Origin of the sequence: Streptomyces sp. NPDC088707 (assembly GCF_044752725.1) — a bacterium.
Lineage (GTDB): Bacteria > Actinomycetota > Actinomycetes > Streptomycetales > Streptomycetaceae > Streptomyces.
In genome coordinates this window covers 212,584-231,686 of sequence record NZ_JBIVLV010000011.1, presented here as the reverse complement: position 1 = coordinate 231,686, position 19,103 = coordinate 212,584, and the positions used below count along the sequence as shown (strand labels likewise).

At 72.9% G+C, this 19,103-nt stretch carries 17 protein-coding genes and 1 pseudogene; 7 read left to right on the top strand and 11 right to left on the bottom strand.

The features are described from left to right. Positions 1 to 7: 7 nt before the first annotated feature. Entirely contained in the window at positions 8 to 1,255 is a 1,248-nt protein-coding gene (locus tag ACIP84_RS30180; protein WP_401802054.1) for an MFS transporter, read from the bottom strand. A 74-nt stretch (positions 1,256 to 1,329) separates the two neighbouring features. Between ACIP84_RS30180 and ACIP84_RS30175 the strand changes: the two genes are divergently transcribed. Further along, positions 1,330 to 2,340, top strand: coding sequence for a GlxA family transcriptional regulator (locus tag ACIP84_RS30175; protein ID WP_401802051.1), 1,011 nt, complete (start codon positions 1,330 to 1,332; stop codon positions 2,338 to 2,340). On the opposite strand, the gene ACIP84_RS30170 is transcribed toward ACIP84_RS30175, so the two are convergent. Continuing rightward, positions 2,286 to 3,533, bottom strand: coding sequence for an MFS transporter (locus tag ACIP84_RS30170; protein WP_401802049.1), 1,248 nt, complete (start codon positions 3,531 to 3,533; stop codon positions 2,286 to 2,288). The two genes, ACIP84_RS30175 and ACIP84_RS30170, sit on opposite strands and share 55 nt — an antisense overlap. Before the next feature lie 167 nt (positions 3,534 to 3,700). Here ACIP84_RS30170 and ACIP84_RS30165 point away from each other — a divergent pair, with 167 nt between their 5' ends. Continuing rightward, positions 3,701 to 4,660, top strand: coding sequence for an NAD-dependent epimerase/dehydratase family protein (locus tag ACIP84_RS30165; protein ID WP_401802046.1), 960 nt, complete (start codon positions 3,701 to 3,703; stop codon positions 4,658 to 4,660). Here ACIP84_RS30165 and ACIP84_RS30160 read toward each other — a convergent pair. Beyond that, the gene (locus tag ACIP84_RS30160; protein ID WP_401802044.1) at positions 4,650 to 5,699 is read right to left on the bottom strand and encodes a Zn-dependent alcohol dehydrogenase; all 1,050 of its coding nucleotides are present in this window, start codon (positions 5,697 to 5,699) and stop codon (positions 4,650 to 4,652) included. The genes ACIP84_RS30165 and ACIP84_RS30160 overlap by 11 nt on opposite strands. A gap of 146 nt (positions 5,700 to 5,845) precedes the next feature. Continuing rightward, positions 5,846 to 6,769: pseudogene (locus tag ACIP84_RS30155) on the bottom strand (SDR family oxidoreductase); the annotation flags it as partial. Positions 6,770 to 6,869: 100 nt separating this feature from the next. Here ACIP84_RS30155 and ACIP84_RS30150 point away from each other — a divergent pair. Then, entirely contained in the window at positions 6,870 to 7,796 is a 927-nt protein-coding gene (locus ACIP84_RS30150; RefSeq protein ID WP_355965906.1) for a cyclase family protein, read from the top strand. A gap of 69 nt (positions 7,797 to 7,865) precedes the next feature. Here the strand turns inward: ACIP84_RS30150 and ACIP84_RS30145 are convergent, their stop codons facing one another. The 4 genes from ACIP84_RS30145 to ACIP84_RS30130 all read right to left on the bottom strand — a co-directional run bounded on the left by ACIP84_RS30145 (position 7,866) and on the right by ACIP84_RS30130 (position 12,004). Next, positions 7,866 to 8,312 carry an ATP-binding protein gene (locus ACIP84_RS30145; protein ID WP_355965903.1) on the bottom strand — a complete coding sequence of 149 codons (447 nt, stop codon included), beginning with the start codon at positions 8,310 to 8,312 and terminating at the stop codon, positions 7,866 to 7,868. Positions 8,313 to 8,724: 412 nt separating this feature from the next. Further along, positions 8,725 to 9,603, bottom strand: a complete 879-nt coding sequence (locus tag ACIP84_RS30140; protein ID WP_401802041.1) for an acyl-CoA dehydrogenase family protein — start codon at positions 9,601 to 9,603, stop codon at positions 8,725 to 8,727. Positions 9,604 to 9,611: 8 nt separating this feature from the next. After that, positions 9,612 to 10,748, bottom strand: a complete 1,137-nt coding sequence (locus tag ACIP84_RS30135) for an acyl-CoA dehydrogenase (protein ID WP_401802039.1) — start codon at positions 10,746 to 10,748, stop codon at positions 9,612 to 9,614. Next, positions 10,748 to 12,004 (bottom strand): amidohydrolase family protein, encoded by a 1,257-nt coding sequence (locus tag ACIP84_RS30130; RefSeq protein WP_401802037.1) that lies wholly within the window; start codon positions 12,002 to 12,004, stop codon positions 10,748 to 10,750. Before ACIP84_RS30130 ends, ACIP84_RS30135 begins: the two co-directional genes overlap by 1 nt. Before the next feature lie 133 nt (positions 12,005 to 12,137). Here ACIP84_RS30130 and ACIP84_RS30125 point away from each other — a divergent pair, with 133 nt between their 5' ends. After that, positions 12,138 to 13,646, top strand: coding sequence for a class I adenylate-forming enzyme family protein (locus ACIP84_RS30125; RefSeq protein ID WP_401802034.1), 1,509 nt, complete (start codon positions 12,138 to 12,140; stop codon positions 13,644 to 13,646). Here the strand turns inward: ACIP84_RS30125 and ACIP84_RS30120 are convergent. Continuing rightward, positions 13,624 to 14,076 (bottom strand): STAS domain-containing protein, encoded by a 453-nt coding sequence (locus ACIP84_RS30120; RefSeq protein ID WP_401802031.1) that lies wholly within the window; start codon positions 14,074 to 14,076, stop codon positions 13,624 to 13,626. The two genes, ACIP84_RS30125 and ACIP84_RS30120, sit on opposite strands and share 23 nt — an antisense overlap. Before the next feature lie 179 nt (positions 14,077 to 14,255). On the opposite strand from ACIP84_RS30120, the gene ACIP84_RS30115 reads away from it, so the two are divergent. Together ACIP84_RS30115 and ACIP84_RS30110 are read left to right on the top strand one after the other, a co-directional pair. After that, entirely contained in the window at positions 14,256 to 14,837 is a 582-nt protein-coding gene (locus ACIP84_RS30115; RefSeq protein WP_266968060.1) for a sigma-70 family RNA polymerase sigma factor, read from the top strand. Further along, complete coding sequence (locus ACIP84_RS30110; protein ID WP_401802027.1) at positions 14,834 to 16,084, top strand: maleylpyruvate isomerase N-terminal domain-containing protein; 1,251 nt, start codon at positions 14,834 to 14,836, stop codon at positions 16,082 to 16,084. The genes ACIP84_RS30115 and ACIP84_RS30110 overlap by 4 nt, the downstream gene beginning before the upstream one ends. A 155-nt stretch (positions 16,085 to 16,239) precedes the next feature. On the opposite strand, the gene purU is transcribed toward ACIP84_RS30110, so the two are convergent. Together purU and ACIP84_RS30100 are read right to left on the bottom strand one after the other, a co-directional pair. Beyond that, the gene (purU, locus tag ACIP84_RS30105; protein ID WP_355965885.1) at positions 16,240 to 17,091 is read right to left on the bottom strand and encodes a formyltetrahydrofolate deformylase; all 852 of its coding nucleotides are present in this window, start codon (positions 17,089 to 17,091) and stop codon (positions 16,240 to 16,242) included. Between the two features lie 46 nt (positions 17,092 to 17,137). Beyond that, on the bottom strand, positions 17,138 to 17,584 hold the full coding sequence (locus ACIP84_RS30100) for a hypothetical protein (RefSeq protein ID WP_355965882.1): 447 nt from the start codon (positions 17,582 to 17,584) through the stop codon (positions 17,138 to 17,140). 192 nt (positions 17,585 to 17,776) lie between these two features. Between ACIP84_RS30100 and ACIP84_RS30095 the strand changes: the two genes are divergently transcribed. Continuing rightward, positions 17,777 to 19,102, top strand: a complete 1,326-nt coding sequence (locus tag ACIP84_RS30095) for an ABC transporter substrate-binding protein (RefSeq protein WP_401802024.1) — start codon at positions 17,777 to 17,779, stop codon at positions 19,100 to 19,102. Position 19,103 lies beyond the last annotated feature (1 nt).

Genomic DNA, 19,103 nt, shown 5'->3' with positions numbered 1-19,103 from the left:
CCGAGAACTACACCCTCGGCAGCGTCCTGATCGGGCGGACCGCGAGGAGCGCGCCCACCACGAGCACCGCGATCCCCGCCCCCACCAGCAGCACCTCCTCCGTGCCGACCGCCGCCGCCACCGGCCCCGACAGGGTCCGGCCGACGCCCATCATCAGGAGCGAGCCGGCCACGTCGTACGCGTGCATCCGGTTCAGGGCCTCCTGCGGTACGTGGGTCTGCACGGCCGTCGACCACATCACCAGCCAGAACGCGAAAGCCGCGCCGCCGATGAACTGGCCCGCGCCGAGCAGCGCCACGGGCGCGCCCAGGCCGAGCAGCGCGAGGTTCACGGGGAGGCCGAGGAGTGCGACCGCGCCCGCCGCGAGGGGGGCGCGCGGGCGCAGCCGGAGGGCGAGCAGGCCGCCGACGGCGCTGCCGGCGCCGTTGACGGCCATGAGCACGCCGTACGTGGCCGAGCCGTGGTCCCCGGTGACCAGGCTCGCGGTGAGCGGCACCATGGGGCCGGCCACGGTGAGCCCGTACACGGTCCAGATGGCGATGACACCCCAGAGCCAGCTCCGCGCCTTGAACTCCCGCCAGCCTCCGACGAGTTCGGCGCCGAGGGAGTCGCGCCGAAGGGAGTCGGAGGGGATCGGGGCGATTCGCATCAGGGTGAGGCAGAGGGCGCTGACCGCGAACGTCGCGCCGTTGACGGCGAAGGCGGCGCCCGCGTTCCACACGGCGACGAGCACGCCCGCCGCCGCCGGACCCGCCATGATCATGAGAGCCTCGACGACCCGGAGGACGGCGTTGGCGCGCTGCACGTCGGGGGCGATCCGCGGGATGGTCGAGGCGACGCCCGGCTGGAAGAGGGCGGCGCCGACGCCGCTGAGGACGGAGAGGGTGTAGACCGCCCAGAGCGGCGGGCCGCCGAGCGTGAAGGCGACGGCGAGGACGGCCGCTCCGGGCAGTCGCAGCAGGTCCGCGACGATCATCATGCGGCGGGCGGTGAAGCGGTCGGCGAGGACGCCGCCGAAGAGCACGAAGAGCGCGAAGGCGGCGGTCCAGCCGCCGAGCGCGTAGCCGACGGTGGCGCCGGAGTGACCGGCGCCGAGGAGTCCGGCGGCGAAGGCGACCGGGACCATGCCCTCGCCGAAGACGGCGACTCCCCGGGCGACGAAGAAGAGCCGGAAGTTACGGTTCCACAGCGCGGGCGGCTCGGCCGGGGCGGGAATCCGCTCGGCGGCCTCAGACTTGTACGTGTTGTCCGTCACGGAGAGGTAGACCTACCACCACGTGGTCTACACCACCACTGAATTTCGACCGATCTCCGGAGGGAGCACCGCCCGTGCCGCCGTCGTCCGAACCGCCCCCGCACCGCGTCGCCGTGCTCGCGCTGCCCGGCCTCCTCCCCTTCGAGCTGGGCATCCCGCACCGCATCTTCGGCCGCGCGAAGGACGCCGGCGGACGCCGGCTCTACGAGATCGTGACCTGCGCCCCGGTCGCGGGCCCCGTCCCCACCGACGCCGACTTCTCGATCCACGTCGAGCACGGCCCTGAGGCCCTCGCCACCGCCGACACGATCGTCGTACCCGCCTCGTACGAGCTCGGTCCGGTCTACGACGAGGGCCGCCTCACCGACGAACTGGCCGCCGCGCTCGCCCACATCCGGCCCGGCACCCGGCTCGTCTCCATCTGCACCGGCGGGTACGTGCTCGCGGCCGCCGGGTACCTGGACGGACGCCCGGCCACCACCCACTGGTCCTCGGCCGAGCACTTCCAGCGGCTCTTCCCTCGTGTACGGGTCGACGCGGACGTGCTGTTCGTCGACGACGGCGACGTCCTCACCTCGGCGGGCGTGGCCGCCGGGATCGACCTGTGCCTGCACATCGTGCGCCGCGACCACGGCACGGCCGTCGCCAACGACGTCGCCCGCAGGACCGTCGTACCGCCGCACCGGGACGGCGGTCAGGCCCAGTACATCGAGCGGCCCCTGCCGGAGGCCGGGACCCACACCACGACCACGGCGCGGGCCTGGGCCCTCGCCCATCTCCACGAGCCGATCCAGCTGCGGGACCTGGCCGAGAAGGAGGCGATGAGCGTACGGACGTTCACCCGCCGCTTCCGTGACGAGGTGGGCGTCAGCCCCGGCCAGTGGCTCACCCAGCAGCGGGTCGAACGCGCCCGGCACCTCCTGGAGTCCACCGGCCTGCCCGTCGACCGGGTCGCGCAGGACGCGGGGTTCGGCACGGCGCAGTCGCTCCGGGTGCACCTGATGAGCGCGATCGGGGTGACGCCGACGTCCTACCGGCGGACGTTCCGCACGGCCACGTCCACGCCCTCGGAGGCAGCTTCCTGAGGCCTGGGCCGGGCCCGGTCGCCGGCCTTCCGCTCCCGGACGAGCCGCCGCTCCCCCACCGCGCCGATCAGGATGAGCAGGCCGGTCAGACCGACCCCGCAGAGAATGGCCGTGGACGGCGCCACGACCTTGAGCAGACCGCCCGCGAGGGTGCCGCTGGCCGCGTAACCGGCGCCCACCGCCGCGTACATGACCGAGTAGCCGGCGGCGAGCGCCGACGGCGGCAGCAGCTCCCTGAGGGCCAGGTTCCGGGCCAGGCTCGCCGGGGCCTGGAGGAGCCCGGCCGCCACCAGGGCCACCGCGATCGCCGCCGCCGAGGGCAGTACGGCCACCAGGGCGACGCCCGAGGCGACCGCGAGGACCAGGACGAGGGACTGGACGGGCAGCGTGCCCGGCCAGCCGGCCCGGAGGCCGTACGCGAACGCGCCGACCGCCGAGCCGATCGAGAACCCGGCGAGCAGCAGACCCGCCCAGCCGATGCCGATCCCGCGCTGTTCGAGGAGCGCGGGCAGGATCAGCTCGGCGAGCGCGAGCAGCGTCAGACCGGCCGCCCCCAGGACGTACACAGGCCAGGCCCGGAGCAGCGCCCGCCGCGTCGACGCGCCGTCGTCCTTGGCCGCCTGCTGCCAGCCGGCCGGGAGCATCCACAGCCCGGCGACGGCCAGACCCAGCAGGACCGCCATGAGCAGCAGGGGCACGGCGGGGTCGACACCGAGCGCCAGGCCGGTGACGAGGGCGGGAGCGGCGGCCCAGATGGCGAAGACCAGCACCGACTCCATGCTCATCGCCTGGGTCACGGCCCGCTCGGGGACGAGGCTGGTGAGGAGCGCGCGCAGCCCGCCGGGCACGGCGGCGGGCCCGGCGCCGCCGAGCAGGGCGAGGGCGGCGAGCACGACGGGGTGCGCGCCCGGCAGCAGCCCGAGCCCCGCGAACCCGGCGGCCCCGACGGCGAGTCCGGCGACGAGCTGCGGCCGGGCGTGCTCGGCGTCGAGCCGCAGGCCGAGGACGGGCGCGGCGACGATCTCGCCGATGACGTACGCGGCGGCGAGCACGGCTCCGAGCGAGTAGCCGCCGGGGCGCTCCCGGACGAGGAACACGAGGGCGAGGGGGGCCATGGCGATGGGGAGCCGACCGGCGACGGTGACGGCGGACCAGGCGAGAACGGGGCGGGTGGCGAGCTCGCGATAGGACATGCTCAGGACCGTAACGACGTACACCCGTGAGGCCCACCTCGTTTTCCCCACCGCGTTCCGCGGCGCGCGCATCCTCTCCGCACTCCCCGGCGTCCTGTTCCACGGACTCCTGCCCGCCACCACCCCGGCCCGGCCACCGGACCGGGCTTCCGACGCGAGGTCGACGCATGAAGCACATCACCCATCCCCGTCACGTGGTCTTCGGCTCCGGTGCCGTCGGCACGGCCGTCGCCGAGGCGCTGGTCCGGCAGGGGGAGTCCGTACGGATCGTCAACCGGTCGGGGCGGGCCGACGTCTCCGACGGTGTCGAGGTGGTGGCCGGTGACGCGGCCGATCCCGCGTTCACCACCGCCGTCGCGGCCGGGGCTGCCGTCGTCTACCAGGCCCTCAACCCGCCGTACCACCGCTGGCAGCAGGAGTTCCCGGCGCTCCAGGCCGGCGTGCTCGCCGCGGCCGAGGCGAGCGGCGCCCGGATGGTCTCGATGGACAACGTCTACAGCTACGGGCCGCCCGGCGGCCGCCCGTTCACCGAGGAGACGCCCGACGCCGCGACCACCCGCAAGGGCGGGCTCCGGGGCCGGATGGCCCAGGAGCTGCTCGCCGCCCACAGGGCCGGTCGCGTGGAGGTGGCGATCGGGCGCGCCTCCGACTACTTCGGGCCGCACGGCGGCGCCCAGTCCAACCTCGGCGACCTGGTCGTCCCGGCCCTGCTCGCCGGGCGCACCGCCACCGTCCTGGGCGATCCGGACCAGCCGCACACCTACACCTACATCCCCGACATCGGGGAGGCGCTCGCCCTCCTCGGCCGCCACCCCGACGCCCCGGGTCGCGTCTGGCACCTCCCCAACGACCCGCACACCCGCACGACCCGGGAGCTCGTGGACCTGGCCCACCGCGCCACCGGCCGCCCCGGATCCGTCCGTCTGCGCCGGATGCCGACGGCGGCGCTGTACGTGCTGGGCGCGTTCAATCCGACGGTGCGCGAGCTGATCGAGATGCGCTACGAGTTCGCGGAGCCGTTCGTCGTCGACTCCGCGCTCGTCGAGGAGCGGCTCGGCGCCGTCGCCACCCCGGTCGAGGAGGCCCTGGACCGGACCGTGGCGGCGTACCGCGCCCTCAGAAAGTGAGGACCCCGCGGGCCACCTTGCCCGCCTCCGCGTCCTCCACCGCTCGCGCGAAGTCCTCCACCGGGTAGGTGGCGGTGACGAGTTCGTCGAGGAGGAGGCGGCCCGAGCGGTACAGCTCGGCGTAGAGCGGGATGTCGCGCTGCGGGCGGGAGGAGCCGTACCGGCAGCCCAGGATCGACTTGTCCAGGAACATCGCGGCGGGCAGGAAGCTCGCCTCGGCCTTCGGCGCGGTCATGCCGAGCAGGATCGCCTGCCCGTGCCGGTCGAGGAGGTCGATCGCGGTGCGGACGAGCCCGGTGTGCCCGACGCACTCGAAGACGTGGTCGGCTCCGGTGGGGAGGATCTCCCGTACGCCGTCGGTGGAGGTCAGGAAGTGGCTCGCCCCGAACTGCCGGGCCACCTCCTCCTTCGCCGGGTTCGTGTCCACGGCCACGATCGTCAGCGCGCCCGCGATCCGCGCGCCCTGGAGGACGTTGAGCCCGATCCCGCCCGTGCCGATGACGACGACCGTCTCGCCCCGCCCGACCCGGGCCCGGTTCAGGACGGCCCCGACGCCGGTGAGGACGCCGCAGCCCATCAGGGCCGCCGAGGTCAGCGGGATGTCCTGCGGGATCTTCACCGCCTGGACCGCCTTCACGACGGTCCGCTCGGCGAACGACGAGTTCGAGGCGAACTGGTAGAGCGGCCGCCCTCCCCGGGAGAACGGCTGCCCCGGCATCCCGATGGCCTTCCGGCACATGGTGGGCCGCCCGCGGTCGCAGTCCGCGCAGGCCCCGCAGTTGGCGAGGGTGGAGAGGGCCACGTGGTCGCCCGGGACGACGTGCGCGACCCCGGGTCCGACCGCCTCGACGACCCCGGCGCCCTCGTGCCCGAGGACGACGGGAGGGGGGAAGGGGATGGTCCCGTCGACGACCGACAGATCGCTGTGGCACAGTCCGGCCGCCGCGATCCCGACCAGCACCTCGCCCGGTCCGGGGTCCCGCACCTCCAGGTCGGCGACGACCTCGACCTGCTTCCCGTCGAAGACCACACCCCTCATGAGCCGTTCCCCGTCCCGGTGTCGGCCTTGCCGCTGCCCGCGCCCGGGCCCGCGTGGCCGCCCGTGCCAGGGTCGCCACCCCTGCCCGTGTCGCCACCCGGGCCCGTGGCGCCGCCCCTGCCCGTGTCGCCGCCCGTGCCCGCGCCGGGACCCTTGCCAGCGTTGGGGCGGTCGCCCGCCGCCGCGGCCCGGGCCATCTCCTCCAGGCGCGCCAGCATCGGCATCGGATCCACCCCCACCGTCCCCGGGAGGAAGTCCGCGATCCGCTCCGGGGTCCACGCGCCGCCCTCGGCGTATGCCGCCCGCAGCTCCCTGGGCTGCGCCCAGACCGCGATCTTGGGGCCGGCGATCGTGTAGACCTGGCCGGTGATCCTCTCCTCACGGGCCCGCTCGGAGAGCAGGTAGACCACGAGGGCGGCCACGTCCTCCGGCTCCCCGATCTCCTTGAGCTCCATCGGGACGTTCGCCGACATGCGGGTCCGCGCCACCGGCGCCACCGCGTTCGCCGTGACCCCGTACTTGTGGAGGCCGAGCGCCGCCGACCGTACGAGGGAGATGATCCCGCCCTTCGCGGCCGAGTAGTTGGCCTGCGCCACCGAGCCCTGGTGGTTGCCGCTCGTGAAGCCGATCAGCGTGCCGGTCCCCTGGCGCCGCATGATCGCCGAGGCCGCCCGGAAGACCGTGAAGGTGCCCTTCAGATGCGTCGCGACGACCGGGTCCCACTCCTCCTCGGACATGTTGAAGAGCATCCGCTCGCGCAGGATGCCCGCCACGCACACGACCCCGTCCAGGCGCCCGTACTCGGCGAGGGCGACGTCGACGACCCGCTGTCCTCCCGCCATCGTCGAGATGTCGTCGGCGACCGCGACCGCCGTGCCGCCGCCCGCCTCGATCTCCTTCACCACCGACAGCGCGACCTCCGAGGTCGGTTCACCGCCCTCGATGGACACCCCGTAGTCGTTGACGACGACCTTCGCGCCCTCCGCCGCGCACGCGAGGGCCACGGCGCGGCCGATGCCCCGTCCCGCGCCCGTCACGGCGACGACCTTGCCAGCCAAGAAGTTCCCCACGCCCGGCCCCTCCCGCAGTTTCTGACGGTCCGTTAGATTTATTCGTCGTCAGGATTCTACGGTCCGTCAGATACCGGAAAACAAGACCCCGGAGGCCCCGATGTCTCTGCCCGCCGCATTCCACGAGATCGCCAAGCGCGTCAGCAACTGGGGCCGTTGGGGACAGGACGACGAGATCGGCACCCTCAACCTCGTCACCGACGAGGTCGTACGGGAGGCCGTCGCCACCGTCCGCACCGGCCACCGCGTCCCCCTCGCCGTCGACCTGAAGCAGGACGGCGTCCAGACCGGCATGATCCCCGGCCGGGTCAACCCGCTCCACGTCATGGTCCAGATCAACCAGGAGCTCTTCGGCCCCGGCACGGTCGCCACCAGCGACGACGCCGTGACCCTCGGCCTCCAGGCCGGCACCCACTGGGACGCCCTGACCCATGTCTCCCACTCGGGCCACATCTACAACGGCCGCCCCGCCGCCACCATCACCCCGCACGGCCGCTCCCAGTTCAGCGGCATCCACACGGCCCGCCACCTCGTGAGCCGCGGGGTCCTGCTCGACGTGGCCGCCGCCAAGGGCCTGGACCGGCTGCCGGGCGACCACGCCGTCACACCCGAGGACCTGGACGAGGCCGCCGACTTCGGCGGGGTGACCGTGCGGTCCGGCGACATCGTGCTCGTACGCACGGGTCAGATGCAGTCGTACCTGGCCGGCGACCGGCACGGATACGCCTTCCCGTCACCCGGACTCTCGATCCGCACGCCGGAGTGGTTCCACGCCCGGGACGTCGCGGCCGTCGCCAACGACACCCTCACCTTCGAGATCTTCCCGCCGGAGATCGAGGACCTGTGGCTGCCCGTGCACGCCCTCGACCTGGTCGAGATGGGCATGCTCCAGGGACAGAACTGGAATCTGGAAGCCCTGTCCACAGCCTGTGCACAAGAGCGGCGCTACGCCTTCCTGCTCGCCGCGATGCCCGAGCCCTTCGTGGGCGGTACGGGCACGCCGGTGGCACCCGTCGCCGTCCTCTGAGCACCGATACGACGACGGGTGGCGGCGCGCACGGCTCGGCACCGTCCCCCGCCACCCGGCCGCGATCCGTCAGCAGTGCACCCGGCCGGGTGCCACCGACGCCCCCGGACCCGGCGAAGGCGCGGCCGGAGCCGGGTCCACCTCGCACCAGATGCTCTTGCCGGCGCCCTCGGGCTGCCAGCCCCACCGGTCCGCGAGGCCGTCGACCAGCTCCAGTCCGCGCCCATTGGTGTCGTCGCCCTGAGCGTGCCGGGGCCGCGGCGGGCGGTCGCTCGCGTCCGCCACCTCGACGCGCACGCCGCCCTCGGCCGCGAACAGCATCCGCAGCACGGCCGGACAGCCGGTGTGCACCACGGCGTTGGTCACGAGCTCGGAGATGAGCAGCACCAGCGTCTCGGCCAGCGGCTCGTCATCACCTATGCCCGAGCCGGCGAGCCGTGACCGGGCCCACCTCCGGGCTCGCCCCACCTCCGCCGGGTCCGGCCCGACCTCCAACTGAACCTGAAGCACCTGCACCGCTCACACCATCCGAACCGGCGGACACATCGCCTCGCGCCTCACAGCCATCGACGCCCTTACGGAACGTGATTCCCTTGTGAGACAGCATGGTTGACGTACAGTCACCGCAACAAGCGCTTCGGGCATATTCCAGCGCGAAGGAGTACGCGTAGTCCATACTGTGCGACGCACGCTGCGGGGAGTCGAACAGGAGCGCGCGGAGCGCCTCCTCGGGGCGCGAGCGGCGCGCATTCCCGGACCCGGAGTCACCTCAGGGGCGACACCGGGACGATCCGGGCCAACGAGCACTCGCATCCCACGGAGCGTACCGGAGGCGGAGGCCGACTCCGGGCCGTGACGGCCCCGCCGAAGGACACAACCAGATATCAACATTCCGTGACCCGGCGGGCGCGGAGAGCGAACCCGGGAGTCACAGTCCGGCGGCCACCGCCTCCTCGGCGCGCGCGGCGGGCAGGCGCAGCTCGGCCCGCACCCAGGCGCGCTTGAGGTGCAGGTGGACGTCGGCCTCCCAGGTGAAGCCCATACCGCCGTGGACCTGAAGGCAGTCGCGGGCGTTGGCGGTCGCGGCCTCGTCGGCGAGGAGCTTGGCGCCGGCGATCTCGACGGGGTCGGCGGTGAGGGACGCGGCGCGGACGGCGGCACGGGCGAGCTCGGTACGGACGAGCATCCCGGCGCAGAGATGCTTGACGGCCTGGAAACCCCCGATGACCTGCCCGAACTGCTCCCGCTCACGGGCGTGCGAGACGGCCGCCCCGGTGGTGGCCTCCGCACTGCCCACCTGCTCGGCGGCGGTGAGCAGGACGGCTTCGAGACCCGCCGCTCCCCCGTCGCCGGTGGGTGCGGGCACGGGGACCCGGTGCAGCGGCGTCAGCGGATCGACCGACCGGATCGGTACGGCTCCCTCCGCGTCCCCCAGCACCACGTCGGCCTCGTCCAGCCACGGGACCAGGCCTTCGTCCACGGCGGTGACGACGACGGCCCCCTCCGCCGCCCCCGGGACCGCCCCCGCCGCCAGGTGGGTGGCGACCAGCGGCCCCGGCAGCAGCACCCGGCCCGCCTCCTCGAACACCAGGACCGCCTCCGGAAGGCCGAGGCCCACGCCCCCTTCCTCCTCGGGGAGGCGCAGCGCGAAGAACCCGGCCGCGCCGAGCTCCCGCCACAGGTCGCGGTCCAGGGTCCCGCCGGAGTCGACCGCCGCCCGCAGCGCCTCACGGTCGAACCGGCCCGCGAGGAGGTCCCGTACACCGCGCCGCAGGGCCTTCTGGTCCTCGGTGAGTCGGAAGTCCATGGCGGGGTTCACCGGCCCTTCGGCAGGCCGAGGATGCGCTCGGCGACGATGTTGCGCTGGATCTGGGAGGTGCCGGCCGCGATCGTGTACGAGAGCGAGGACAGCCGGTCGAGGGTCCAGTCGCGGCCGAGGTCGAGCGCGTCGGGGCCGAGGACGGCGGCGGCCGTCTCGTACAGCTCCTGGCGGGCGTGCGAGTAGTGCAGTTTGAAGACGGAGCCGCCCGCGCCGGGCACCCCGCCGGTCGCCTGGGCCTCGCTGACGTTGGCCTGGACGATCCGCCACAGGGCCCGGAACTCGGCGGAGAGCCTGCCGAGGCGGCGGCGCAGGACGGTGTCGTCCCAGGTGCCGTTCTTCCGTGCGGTGCGGGCGAGTTCGCCGAGGAGGCGGCGGCAGGCGACGACCTCGCCGACGAACGCGGTGCCGCGTTCGAAGGAGAGGGTGACCATGGTGACCCGCCAGCCGTCGTTCTCCTCGCCGACCCGGTTCTCGACGGGCACCCGTACCTCGTCGAGGAAGACCTCGGCGAACTCCGTGGAGCCGGCGAGCGTCCGCAGCGGCCGTACGGTGATGCCGGGGGCGTCCATGGGCATCGCGAGCCAGGTGATGCCCCGGTGCTTGGAGGGCGCGTCGGGGTCTGTCCGTACGAGCAGTTCGCACCAGTCGGCGACCTCCGCGTGCGAGGTCCAGATCTTCTGGCCGGTGACGACGTACGCGTCCCCGTCCCGTACCGCCCGGGTCCGCAGCGAGGCGAGGTCGGAGCCGGCGCCGGGCTCGCTGAAGCCCTGGCACCAGACCTCGTCGCCGCGCAGGACCGGCGGCAGCCAGCGGGCGCGCTGCTCGGCGGTTCCCTCGGCGGCGATCGTCGGGCCGGCGTGGAGGAGGCCGACGAAGTTGGCGCCGACGTAGGGCGCCCCGGCGAGTTCGGTCTCCTCCAGGAAGATCAGCCGCTGGGTCGGGGAGGCGTCCCAGTGCACGTCGGCGTACCCGGCGTCGTACAGCCGTCGCTGCCAGCCGCAGTCGTACGCCCGGCGGCCGGGCCAGTCCAGCGGGTCGGGTCTCGGCGGGAGTCCGGGCAGGGTCGCGGTGAGCCATTCCCGGAGCCGGGCGCGGAACTCCTCCTCCTCGTCGGTGCAGGAGAGGTCCATCAGACCGTGCCCCGCCCGAGGTCGGCACCACGCCCGAGGTCGGCAGCCCGGCCGAAGTCGACGCCCCGGTCGAGGTCGAGGCCGAGCATGCGGATGGCGTTGCCCCGCATGAGCTTGTAGACCGTCTCGTCGTCGAGGCCCTGGACGTGGTCGAGGGCGACCTCCTTGGTGTGCGGGAAGGTCGAGTCGACGTGCGGGTAGTCGGTCTCGAAGGTGGCGTTGTCGCGCCCCACCACGTCCAGGGAGGCGATCCCGTGCTTGTCGCGGAAGAAGCAGCAGAAGATCTGCCGGTAGTAGTACGTGGACGGCGGCTCGGGGATGAGGTCGCGGACGCCGCCCCAGGCGCGGTGCTCCTCCCAGACGTCGTCGGCGCGCTCCAGGGCGTACGGGATCCACCCCATCTGGCCCTCGCTGTAGGCGAGCTTGAGCCGGGGGAACTTCACGAGGACCCCGCTGAAGAGGAAGTCCATCATCGAGGCCATCGCGTTGTTGAAGCTGAGCGAGGCCTGTACGGCGGGCGGGGCGTCGGGTGAGGCGGCGGGCATCTGGCTGCTGGAGCCGATGTGCATGTTGACCACCGTGCCGGTCTCCTGGCAGACGGCGAAGAAGGGGTCCCAGTACCCGGAGTGGATCGACGGCAGGCCGAGGTGGGTGGGGATCTCGGAGAAGGTGACGGCCTTGACGCCGCGGGCGGCGTTGCGCCGGATCTCGGCGACGGCGAGGTCGATGTCCCAGAGCGGGATGATGCAGAGCGGGATGAGCCGGCCGCCGCTGTCGCCGCACCATTCCTCGACCATCCAGTCGTTGTAGGCGCGCACGCAGGCGAGGGCGACCTCCTTGTCGTGGGCCTCGGCGAAGGTCTGGCCGCAGAAGCGGGGGAAGGTGGGGAAGCAGAGGGAGGCCTCGACGTGGTTCAGGTCCATGTCGGCGAGGCGCGCCTCGGGGTCCCAGCAGCCGCGCCGCATCTCGGCGCGGGTGATGCCCTCCAGGGTCATGTCGTCGCGGTCGAAGCCGACGGCGGCGATGTTGCGCTTGTACGGGAACTTGAGGTCCTCGTAGATCCACCAGTCGGTCGGGGGGCCGTCCGGGTCCATCGTGATCTGGTACTTGCCGGCGACGTAGGCGAGCTCCCCGATGCCGGCGGTGAGGGGCTGGGGCCCGCGGTCGCGGTACTTCTTCGGGAGCCAGGTCTCGAAGAGGTGGGCGGGCTCGATCACGTGGTCGTCGACGCTGATGATGCGGGGCAGTTCCGTCATGACCCCTCCATGTTTCTGATGGACCGTCAGATCTGACGGCATCAGGCTAGCCCCGCACCCCTGGACCGACAAGCGCCCGGCCTCTACGCTCGCCGGACGATCTGACGGAACGTCAGCCAAGAGGAGTCCGGTCATGGATCAGACCGCACACGCCCTGGGCGCGGCCCGCACGCTCTGGGAACTCGTCGAGCGCCGCGCCGCCCTCACCCCCGACCTGCCCGTCCTCCTCCAGGGCGACCGGGTCCTCACCTTCGGCGGGCTGCGCGAGCGCGCCGAGCGCTGCGCCGCGGGGCTCCACGCCATGGGCGTGCGTCCGGGCACGGTCGTCGCATGGCAGCTGCCGACCCGCATCGAGACCGCGGTGCTCTCCTTCGCGCTGGCCCGCATCGGAGCCGTACAGACGCCCGTGATCCCCTTCTACCGGGACAAGGAGGTCGGTTTCGCGCTGCGCGAGTCCAAGGCCGAGTTCTTCGCCGTCCCCGGAAGATGGCGTGGATTCGACCATACGGAGATGGCCCGACGGCTCGGCGCGCACGGGATCTTCGAGGCGTACGACCCCGATTCCCTGCCCGACGGCGACCCGGCGGTGCTGCCGCCGCCGCCCTCCTCCGGGACCGACGTCCGCTGGATCTACTGGACCTCGGGCACGACCTCCGACCCCAAGGGCGTCCTGCACACCGACCGCTCGCTCCTCGCGGGCGGCTCCTGCCTCGCCCACGCGCTCCGGCTCACCGGGTCGGACGTCGGCTCGATGGCCTTCCCGTACGCGCACATCGCCGGGCCCGACTACACGGTGATGCTGCTGCTGTACGGATTCCCGGCCGTCATGTTCGAACAGTTCGCGCTGCCCGACGCCCTCGACGAGTACCGGCGGCACGGGGTGACGGTCGCCGGCGGCTCCACCGCCTTCTACTCGATGTTCCTCGCCGAGCAGCGCAGACAGCCGGGCGTGCCGGTCATCCCCACCCTGCGGCTGCTCGCGGGCGGCGGGGCGCCCAAGCCGCCGGAGATCTACCACGCCGTACGGAAGGAACTGGGCTGCCAGCTCACCCACGGGTACGGCATGACCGAGGTCCCCATGATCACCATGGGCACGCCCGACGACACGGCCGAGAACCTCGCCACCACGGAGGGCCGCCCGCCGGCCGGCATGGAGATCCGGATCACCGGCTCCGGCGAGGTGCGGCTCCGCGGGGAGGCCGTCTGCCGGGGCTATCTGGACCCGGCGCAGACGGCCGCCGCCTTCGACGAGGACGGCTTCCTCATCACCGGCGACGTCGGACACCTCACCCCGAGCGGGCATCTGGTCCTGACCGGCCGCATCAAGGACATCATCATCCGAAAGGGAGAGAACATCTCGGCCAAGGAGATCGAGGACCTCCTCCACCGGCACCCGGACGTCGGGGACGCCGCCGTCATAGGCCTCCCGGACGCCGAGCGCGGCGAGCGCGTCTGCGCCGTCGTCGAACAGCCCCCGGGAGCCGCCCCGCTGACGCTGCCGGTGGTGACGGCCTTCCTGCGGGAGGCCGGCCTTTCGGTCCACAAGCTGCCGGAGCAGCTGGAGGTGGTGGAGGCACTCCCCCGCAACGAGACGCTGCGGAAGGTGCTGAAGTACAGGCTCAGGGAGCGATTCGGTCGGTGACCTGCTGTCTGGGGAGGGCCACGTCCGCGAGTTCCGCCGGCCCCGCCGGCTCCGCCGTCCCCGCCGTCGCCGTGAGCGCCCCCGGCACGTCCTCGTACACCTCGAAGAGGCGCCGGACGCCGAGCGCGGCGAGGACCCGGCCGACGTGACCGACATGGCCGACGTGGCCGTCCCGGTCCTCGGGGAGGATCAGGCGCAGCCGGCCGCCGCAGGAGCGGAGCAGTCGGCGGGCCGCGATCAGCACGCCCACCCCGCTGGAGTCGCAGAACCGCACCGCGGACAGGTCGATCACCAGGTCGTGGCGGCCGCCCGCCACGGCGTCGTGAACGCGGCGGCGTATCCCGGGCGAGGTGACCAGGTCCATTTCGCCCCGCACGCGGAGCACCGTCCAGGAGCCGTACTCGTTCTCGTCGACCTCGATCGTCGTCACGCTCGCCGCCTGCCCCACGGGCGCGGTCCGAAACCCCCGGGCGCCAGGATGACGCTTTCCTTACCATCCGGGGCCGCGTCAAGGGCGCAGTTGCGGCAAACATGCGTGCGTTCTCGGGGCGGCGCACTACTTTGGAGTAGAGACGGGGAGCCGCCGGAGCCGGGAGGGGCGAGGGTCGCATGGCGATGGACACACCACCGCGCTGGGACCGCAGGATGCAGCAGCGGCTGGCGCGTGGCGAGGCGGCCGCGCTCGGTGAGCTGTACGACCGGTTCGCCGCCCTGGTGCACAGCCTCGCCCACCGCGTCCTCGACGACGACGACGCGGCCGACCAGATCACCCGCGAGGTCTTCGGCTACATCTGGGAGAACCCGGACGCGTACGACCCCAAGCAGGGGAACCTGCGCTCGTGGGTGGCCAAGCTGACGCAGCGGCAGGCCGTCCACCGGCTGCGGCAGGCCGAGACGACGGCGTACGCGGAGACCGGCCGGGGTTCGGCGGAGGAGCTGGAGCAGAAGGTCCGGCGGGCGTCGGTCGCGGCCCGCGCCGACTACATCGTGACCTCCATGCCGACGCCGCTGCGGGCCGCGCTCGAACTGGCGTACTTCCAGCGGCGGGACTACCGCCAGACCGCCGCCGACCTCGGCGTCACCGAGGACGAGGCGCGGCGGCGCCTGCGCCTCGGACTCCAGTTGCTCTCCTCGGCGAACCGGCCCTTCGCCGAGGGCGGCGGACCGCCCGGCTACGGACGGGCGCGGTGACCCGGGCGAACGGCGACGACGCGGACGACGTCGCACGCGCCCCCTGGATACCGGGGCCGCGTCGGGCGGCGGACGACCACGCGGACCTGACGGCCGACCCGGGTGGAGCGCCGCAGGAGGAGAAGCCCGGAGTGGCACCCGAGGCCGACGTGCCCGTCCTGACGCACGGGGTGCTCAAGTCCCTTCTCGGGGCCTGGGCGCTTTCGGCGTGCTCGCCCGGGGAGACGCAGGCCGTCGAGGACCACCTGACGGCCTGCGCGCCGTGCGCGGACGAGGCGCTGCGGCTGCGGGACGCGGTGGCGCTGCTGCACGAGGACCGCGATCTGGACCTCGACCCGCTGCTGCGGTCCCGGGTGATCGAGAACTGCCTGGGCCGGCGGCCGGCCCGCATCCCGGTGCCGGGGTGGGTCACGCCGTACGACGCGGAGACCGCGCGGCTCGACGCCCTGCTCCGGGACATCGGCGAGTCGGAGTGGCACGCGCCGGTCCGGCTGAAGTGGTACGAGGAGGGCCGGATCGTGCGCCGCAAGGCGACGGTCGCCGCGGTCATGGGGCACCTCCTGGCGGTGGACGGGCTCGTGTCGGCGGCGCTCGGTCTGGAGGACCCGCTGGGCGCGGGGACCCCGGAGCTGTCGCCGTCGGAGCGGACGGAGGCGTTCTGGTCGGGCCTCGACCGGCCGCCGAACCGCTCGATCCGCGGCCCCTGGCGGGACCAGAGCCACACGCTGATCCGGACGGTGTCGTTCGCGGGGCGCGGCGTGGCGGACCTGACGGTCACGTACAAGGACTTCGCACTGCCGCTGAAGGACTCGCTCCTCGAGCGGGCCTTCGAGTGCTGGGTGCACGCGGACGACATCGCGAACGCGGTGGCGTACCCGTACGCGGCGCCGAGCGGGGCGCATCTGCACAGCATGATCGACCTGGCGGCGCGGCTGCTCCCGGGCGCCCTGGCGAACCGGCGCCGCACGGGCCTCGCGTCACCGGCCCGCCATCTGGTCGAGGCGGGCACGCCGGGCCGCTCGCTGCACCTGGAGGTGGAGGGCGCGGGCGGCGGCCACTGGTACATCGCGCTGGACTCCCCGGCGGCGCTCGGCTCGCCGGAGCGCGTGGTGGCGATGGACGGGGTGGAGTTCTGCCAGCTGGTGGCGGGGCACATCTCCCCGGCGGAGGCGGCGGCGGGCCAGGACGGCGACCGCGAGGCGATCGGCGACGTCCTGTCGGCGGTGGCGTCGTTGAGCCGGCTGTAGGTCGCGCCGTCCGAGGTCCACGACCGGACGCACCACCTCGCGGACGACACCGCGCCCATCGCCCCCGCCCGCCAGAAGCCCGGGCCGACGCGCGGTCACGGGCGTCGCGCGGTGACGGGCGTCGCCCGGTGACGGGCGTCGCGCGGTGGCGCCTGCTACGCGAAGACCACCGTGCGGCGGCCGTTCAGCAGGATGCGGTGCTCCGCGTGCCACTTCACCGCACGGGCCAGCGCCTGGCACTCCACGTCGCGGCCGATCGCGACCAGCTGGTCCGGGGTCACGTCGTGGGCGACGCGCTCGACCTCCTGCTCGATGATCGGGCCCTCGTCGAGGTCGGCCGTCACGTAGTGGGCGGTCGCGCCGATCAGCTTCACGCCGCGCGTGTGCGCCTGGTGGTAGGGCTTGGCGCCCTTGAAGCTCGGGAGGAACGAGTGGTGGATGTTGATGATCCGCCCGGAGAGCTGCTTGCAGAGGTCGTCGGAGAGGACCTGCATGTAGCGGGCGAGGACGACCAGTTCGACGTTCTCCTCGCGGACCAGGTCCAGGAGCTCGGCCTCGGCCTCCGCCTTGGTGTCCTTGGTGACGGGGATGTGCCGGAAGGGCAGCCCGTACGAGCCGACGAGTGCCTCGAAGTCGGTGTGGTTGGAGACGACGGCCACGATCTCGACGGGCAGCGCGCCGATCCGCGAGCGGAACAGCAGGTCGTTCAGGCAGTGGCCGAACTTCGACACCATGAGGACGACCCGCATGCGCTGGTCGGCGCGGTGGATCTGCCAGTCCATCTCGAAGGAGTCGCCGACGGCGACGAAGCTGGCGCGCAGCTTGTCGACGTTCACCGGGGCCTCGGCCGAGAAGTGGACCCGCATGAAGAACAGCCCGGTGTCGCGGTCCCCGAACTGCTGACTGTCCTCGATGTTGCACCCGGTGATGAACAGGTAGCTCGACACGGCGTGCACGATGCCCTGCTTGTCGGGGCACGAGAGGGTGAGGACGTACTGGTCGGTCATCCCGTCAGCCTGCCATATCCGGAGGTGCGCGGTGACCCGCCGTCCGTCAGACGGACCCCGTCATGATGTGCAGCACGTCGAGGGAGCGCGGCGGCGTGTCCGGGTCCTCCCCGTCCGCCTGCGCGAGGCGTACGTGGGCCTCGCGGGCGGCCCGTACGGCCTCGGGCCATCCGGGGTGCTGGAGATAGGCGGAGACGGGGGCGTCGGGGCCCACCTGGTGCATGATGCGCAGCACCCGGAGGACGGCGACGTCGACGAGGGCCGCCTCGCCGGTGTCGCGGAAGATCGAGCCGACGTACTTCTCGGCGGACCAGTTGTCGAGCCAGGTGTCCTCGACCAGGCGGTAGACGGCGTCGGTGACGTCGCCGTACCCGTCGAGGCCGGCCAGCCAGGTGGTCTCGTGGAACCCGGGGTCGGAGAGCATGTGCAGCGCCGAGCGCACGTTGCTGCGCCAGCGCCACCACGGCATGTCGTTGAGCGGCATGCCGCCCATGGTGGAGGAGCGACGGCCGCGACGGGAAGAGTTAACCGAACCGGAGACTGGACTGGACACGTTTCGATCGTACGTTCCCCTGTCCGGCAGCCGGAGCCGCCCCCTCGCAGCCCCCGTAATTCACCTGTACGTCACCCGTTGTCGAACCATGCTCACTCCGGCGTTACCCATGAGGCGGAAATGTGCGTGTCCATGACCGGACGGCGACTGACCTCACTCCTCGCGTACGTCACGACCGCGACGGCCGGAGCCTCGTTGCTCACCGGTTGTGGCGTGCTCCCTGGAACCACGGGGGGTTCCAGGGAGCCCGTCACCGTGATGACGTGGGCTCCCGATCAGACCCGAGCCACCAATATGCCCGGAATGCCCGCGATGGCACAGACCTACGCCCGCTGGGTCAACTCCCAGGGCGGCATCGGCGGCCACGAACTGCGCATCCTCACCTGCAACGAGCGCAACACCACCGCCGGCGCCGCCGCCTGCGCCCGCCGCGCCGTCCGGGAGAAGGCGGTCGCCGTCGTCGGCTCGTACAGCCAGAACGGGCGCGCCTTCATGGCCCCCCTGGAGGCCGCGGGCATCCCGTACATCGGCGGCTACGGCATTTCCGAGGACGAGTTCACCAGCCCGCTCTCCTACCCCGTCAACGGCGGCCTGGCCTCGCTCATCGCGGGTCACGGCATGCAGCTCGCCGCGTCCTGCCGCAAGGTCTCGCTCGTCCGGCCCGACACCCTCGCCGGCGACAAGTTCCCCGAGCTCCTCAACTCGGGCCTGCGCAGGGCGAGCCACCGCAGCGCCGTCGACATCCCCGCCGTCGAGGACGCCGCCGAGTACACCGAGCCCGCCACCGAGGCCCGCGAGAAGGCCGGTGCCGAGGACGGCTGCGTCACCGCCGTGCTCGGCGAGCGCACCCAGACCTTCTTCGACTCCTTCCGCCGCCTCCCGCAGGAGGGCGGCGACGGCGGGAACGGTGACGGCTCGGGTGACGGCTCGGGTGACGGCTCCGGTGACGGCTCCGGCGAGAACAAGGACGGCGTGCGGATCTCGTCCGTCCTCGGCAGCGTCGGCCAGCCCGTGATCGACCGCACCGGCGGCGCCCACAGCCCCTTCGAGGGCGCGTTCGTCACCGGCTGGTACCCGGAGGCGTCCGACAAGAGCTGGGCGCCGATGCGGAAGGTCATCCAGGAGCACGCCTTCGCCGACAACCGGGTCGACCCCGCCGACGCGGGCGTCCAGACCACCTGGATCGCCTACACCGTCCTCAAGGAGGTCGTCGAGTCCCTCGACTCCGGCGAGATCACCGCCACCCGGATCGCGTACGCCCTCGACCGGGGCGCGCGGATCGACACCGGCGGCCTGACCCCGACCCTGCGCTGGAAGTACGAGGACCTGCTCGGCGCGCCGGGCTTCCCCCGGATCGTCAACCACGAGGTGACGTTCCAGGTGGTGCGCAAGGGGCGGCTGGTGGCGCAGCAGCCCGGTTTCGTCGACGTCGGCGAGACCGTCCTGAGCGCCCCCTGAG